The 4574-nt window shown below is 44.8% G+C and carries 3 protein-coding genes and 1 pseudogene; 2 read left to right on the forward strand and 2 right to left on the reverse strand.

Annotated elements, in window-relative coordinates:
* A pseudogene (locus VIN08_RS28150) lies at window positions 1-411 on the forward strand (glycoside hydrolase); the annotation flags it as partial.
* Window positions 412-571: 160 nt separating this feature from the next.
* On the opposite strand, the gene VIN08_RS28155 reads toward VIN08_RS28150, so the two are convergent.
* The gene (locus VIN08_RS28155; RefSeq protein ID WP_331973019.1) at window positions 572-2035 is read right to left on the reverse strand and encodes a PAS domain-containing protein; all 1464 of its coding nucleotides are present in this window, start codon (window positions 2033-2035) and stop codon (window positions 572-574) included.
* Window positions 2036-2226: 191 nt separating this feature from the next.
* On the opposite strand from VIN08_RS28155, the gene hemN reads away from it, so the two are divergent.
* Window positions 2227-3603, forward strand: coding sequence for an oxygen-independent coproporphyrinogen III oxidase (hemN, locus tag VIN08_RS28160; RefSeq protein ID WP_331973021.1), 1377 nt, complete (start codon window positions 2227-2229; stop codon window positions 3601-3603).
* Between the two features lie 209 nt (window positions 3604-3812).
* On the opposite strand, the gene VIN08_RS28165 is transcribed toward hemN, so the two are convergent.
* Window positions 3813-4574: DUF3471 domain-containing protein (locus VIN08_RS28165; protein WP_331973023.1), on the reverse strand; the 762-nt coding region annotated here is incomplete at its 5' end.

Raw genomic sequence — 4574 nt, forward strand, 5'->3', positions numbered from 1 at the left:
TGGGGTGATCGCCTGATCGATGGCAAGACTACCGGACTCGGTATGTGGGAAGCAAGCTATAACAATACTTACCGCGCGATTGATATGATCCCTAAAGATGTGATGATCTGCGACTGGCATTACGAACGTCCTGACAAGACCGCGGTATATTTCGCTATGAAAGGATTACGTGTTGTTACCTGCCCGTGGAGAAATCCACAAGTAGGTGTAGCCCAAGCTGCCGACATGATTACCTTTCGAAAAGATGCTACACCCGAGATGCGCGAAAATTACCAGGGTATAGTTCAAACCGTATGGTCTGATGCCGAAAGTTTTCTTACCGGCTTCTATGCTGTAAAAAAGAAAGACGCCAAACCCGCAGACGAGAATACTCCGTGGAATTGTTTTCGTGCAGTGTTTGTGAAGAATTGAAAGATTAGAGAAATACAGGATTTGAAGATTACAAAATTGGAAGATTGAAAAATTGCCTGGCCTATGCTAGATATATAGTATATTCTAGGAATCTTAAAATTTTCCAATTTTATAATTTTCGAATTTTCCAATCTTCTAATCTTCCAATTTTTCAATCCTCCTACATCTCCACACTCTCCACTATCCCCAGTCGCTCGAGTTGTTGTTCGTATAGTTTGAGGGCGAGGGCTTCGTCTTTGATGTGATAGCGGGCACCTATATATTTTACGGGTACGCCATGATCGAGTATAGGAACGATGGTGGCATCTACCCAATAGTGACTGCCGTCTTTCTTTCGGTTCTTTACTATACCACGGAATGCTTTTCCCTGGCGTATAGTCTTCCACATCAGTTTAAATATTTCTTTCGGCATATCAGCGTGCCTCACGAGGTTGTGAGGTTTACCGATAAGTTCTTCCAATCTATACTGCGATACTTCACAGAACTTTTCATTGGCAAATGTAATCGTTCCATATAGATCAGACTCTGACAATATCGTTGTAAGACCAAGTACACGCTCGCGGACTTCCAGTTCCTGCTTTACCCGTATATTTTCTTCCAACTGCCGCGTGATCTGCTCCTGCATGGCTTTGAGTTCTTCCATGTTCTGTCGCATTTCTTCTTCCTGCGATTGCAGTTGTTCGGTCTGGTGTTGTGATTCTTTGAGCAACTGCTTTACATTTTGATTTACACGCGCGGCCTGTATCACCGAGGCAAAAGCTTCAGCACATTTCTCCAGGAATTTTACCTGGTGTTGCTCCAGCCGTACAAATGAAGCTACTTCCACTACACCTACAACAACTTCTTTATACTTGAGCGGTACAATTACAATACAGGTCGGGTTGGCTGTGCCTAAACCGGAAGTGATGCTAATATAGTCTTGCGGAATATCGTATAACAATACCGTCTCTCCCTCCAGAAAACATTGTCCGGCCATTCCTTCTCCAGCCGTAATAGAATGCGAAAGGAATTTGCGTTTGTCATACGCATAGCATGCTTTCAGATCCAGTACATCATCGTTGTTCTCCTGCACCAGGAAGAGCGAGCCCTGATTACACGACAGATACTTTACAACAAAACGTACAACTTCCTGTGCAAGCGTATCGCTGTCGTTTACCTTTCGCAGTAAATCTCCGAAAGAAGCCAGGCCCTGATTTTCCCATGCCCGCTTCTCTTCCGCTGTTTTACCCGCCAGCAGTTTATCGCGAAAATGTTCGAGATGTTTCGCTACTGTTTTGTTATCAAAGTCTGGCGATACGGAAACATGATACCGCTCGTACTCCAGGTCTTCGATGAAATGTTCCAGCAATGAAAACTGATTCTTCTCCTGTTGCAAACGCTCTTCAATGTGTTGCTCGCGTTCGCTGATCATCTTGCCCATGATATAGAATAACGAAGTGAGAAAGAATGGAGCCGTAAGAATGATCCAGTGTATCGGGTTGTTTTTATACAGATCAACTATACCGGTAAGTCCGGTGCCCTGCTCCTGCGTCCATAGATCCACACCTATCGCGAGTACAATAAGACCGATGCCAGCCCCGAATCCTATATAGCCCATGCTGTAGCGGAAGCGGTTTGAATTCATAGCGAAAAATCCTTCCCTGCGTCTATGGGAGACGTTGTGATCGTTCATAACAATACGTTTTCATCAATAGCTTTCCGAGGATCTTTACTGGCAAACATAGACGACTCTCCCCCATTCCGACCTGACAAAAATCAGGAATATGCCTGACATTGCTCCTGTTTAATTGCTCCAGGGAACATGTATTTAGGGGCATGATAAGTTTTCCATCTCCAGCACAATTGTTAAAGAAGTACGATGTTCCGACACCGCGCTATACCAGCTATCCTACCGTGCCTTACTGGGATACAGATTCGTTCTCGCAGGAAGCATGGCGAAGGGCTGTGCGAAAATCGTTCGAAGAATCGAATCTCACAGACGGTATCAGCCTATATATACATTTACCGTTCTGCGAAAGTCTTTGCACGTATTGCGCCTGCACTACACGCATCACCAAAAATCACGCAGTAGAAATTCCCTATATACGGGCACTCTTGAAAGAATGGGATCACTATAAAGCGATCATGGGCAAAACTCCGGTGATCCGCGAACTACACCTCGGTGGCGGCACACCTACATTTTTCAGTACTCAGAATTTACACTGGCTTATCTCCTATTTACTGGAAGATGTATTGATACACAACAACGCCGAGTTCAGCTTCGAGGGTCATCCGAACAATACAACGGAAGAACATCTGCAAACATTATTCGATCTTGGTTTTACGCGCGTGAGTTATGGCGTACAAGACCTAGACCTGCAAGTGCAAAAAACAATACATCGTATACAGCCCTTTGAAAATCTGCAACGCGCTACCGAACAGGCGCGCGCGATCGGATATGAATCGGTAAGTTTTGACCTGGTATATGGATTACCGTTTCAAACTCCCTTCAGTGTTTCGGATACGATCGAAAAGATACTGACCCTGCGCCCTGACCGTGTTGCCTTCTATAGCTACGCCCATGTACCCTGGCTGAAACCCGGACAACGTGGCTATGAAGAAGCCGATCTTCCTTCACCTGCTTTGAAGCGACACCTCTATGAGATAGGCAGACATTTACTTCGCAAGGCTGACTATGCAGATATAGGTATGGATCATTTTGCGTTGCGTCACGACTCGCTGTTCAAAGCGCAGGTATCCGGTAAATTACACCGGAACTTCATGGGCTATACCACTTCGCATACAGATTTACTTATTGGCCTGGGCGCTTCTGCGATCAGTGACGCACACTATGCCTATGCACAGAATGTAAAAACCGTAGAAGAATATCTCGACTCCATAAAAACTACCGGTACGGCTATACGCAAAGGTCATGTTCTCTCAGACGAAGATCAACTGATGCGGCTATGTATTCAACAGATCAGTTGCCACGGCCAACTCAGTCACGAATTGCTCATGCATGCCATTACACCAGCCATGCTGGAAACGTTACTCGCTATGGAAAAGGAAGGTATACTTTACCTGTACGAAGACGGAGGCATGCGTGTAACCACAGCAGGCCAACCCTTTATCCGAAATATATGCCAGGTATTTGATCAGCGTATGAACCACGGAGCAAACAGCGGAGCGGCCATGTTCAGCAAAGCAATCTAACTATACTACCATTATAAAAAGAGAAGAGCTCCGATCCGCGACCGAAACTCTTCGTATGTTTAAAGTATAAAGTTCAAGGTTCAGGAATGCATTGTTCAAGGTTTAAGGTTCCTCGTTCAATGCATCCTGATCTTTAATTTCTCAATCTTACAGTTTTAAAATCTTACAATCTTCTAATCTCTCAATTTTCCAATCTTACAATCCCACTCCTACTCAACACGAGGTGCATCTTTCTTCTGCCCCGCTATATCTACAATCATTTTACTGATCTTTCCAGTGGACTCACGTATAAATGTTACGCGACCATTCATCTCTTTCAAAATAAATTCTTTATCGGATACCGGGAATATCTCCAGCTTCTGCTGATTGGTTGCCTGCGCATATAGCTTTCCATTTTCGTTTGTAACCGAGATAAAAATATTCTCACCATAGCTATATTTACCGCTATATTCTTTGTAGAGTGCCTGGTCTACAGACACCACAGACTCCTCAGCCAGTTTCTTGGCATCGATCGTAAATCCGCCTTGTGTAAAATGACCATGAGTTACTTCGCCTTTGTCATTGCGAACAAACTTGATACGGGCTTCCACTACCTTCCAGAAATATTCTGCCGGTGCTGACGGATATATAGGGAAGCGCGACTGACCGGTAAGCTGCGCATAGAGATTATCGGCTTCTGTAGTAATAGTCATTACTGCGCCATTGCCAAAATCATAACGGCCGATATAGGCACTCAAGTCTTCCTTTCCTGTTTGCTGTACAGAATAAGATGTCTGCTTCTCCATCTTCGGCCAGAGAAAGCATTCTGCTACTGTGTTCGGATTCATCACGGCATCCGGTGGCACTACGTTAGTCAATATAACAACCGTAAGATTTTCTTTCGTATAGCGTGCCAGTTGTGACAGGAAGCCGTGAAGTCCGCCACTGTGTTGAATAACATGTTCGCCACGATAATCACCTAATCCCCAGCC

The organism is Ohtaekwangia sp. (assembly GCF_036568665.1).
GTDB lineage: Bacteria > Bacteroidota > Bacteroidia > Cytophagales > Cyclobacteriaceae > Ohtaekwangia.

Excerpts from the sequence above, each read along its gene's own strand:
- hemN (WP_331973021.1), top strand. The coding sequence starts at position 2,227 with ATGATAAGTTTTCCATCTCCAGCACAATTGTTAAAGAAGTACGATGTT.
- VIN08_RS28155 (WP_331973019.1), bottom strand. The coding sequence starts at position 2,035 with ATGAATTCAAACCGCTTCCGCTACAGCATGGGCTATATAGGATTCGGG.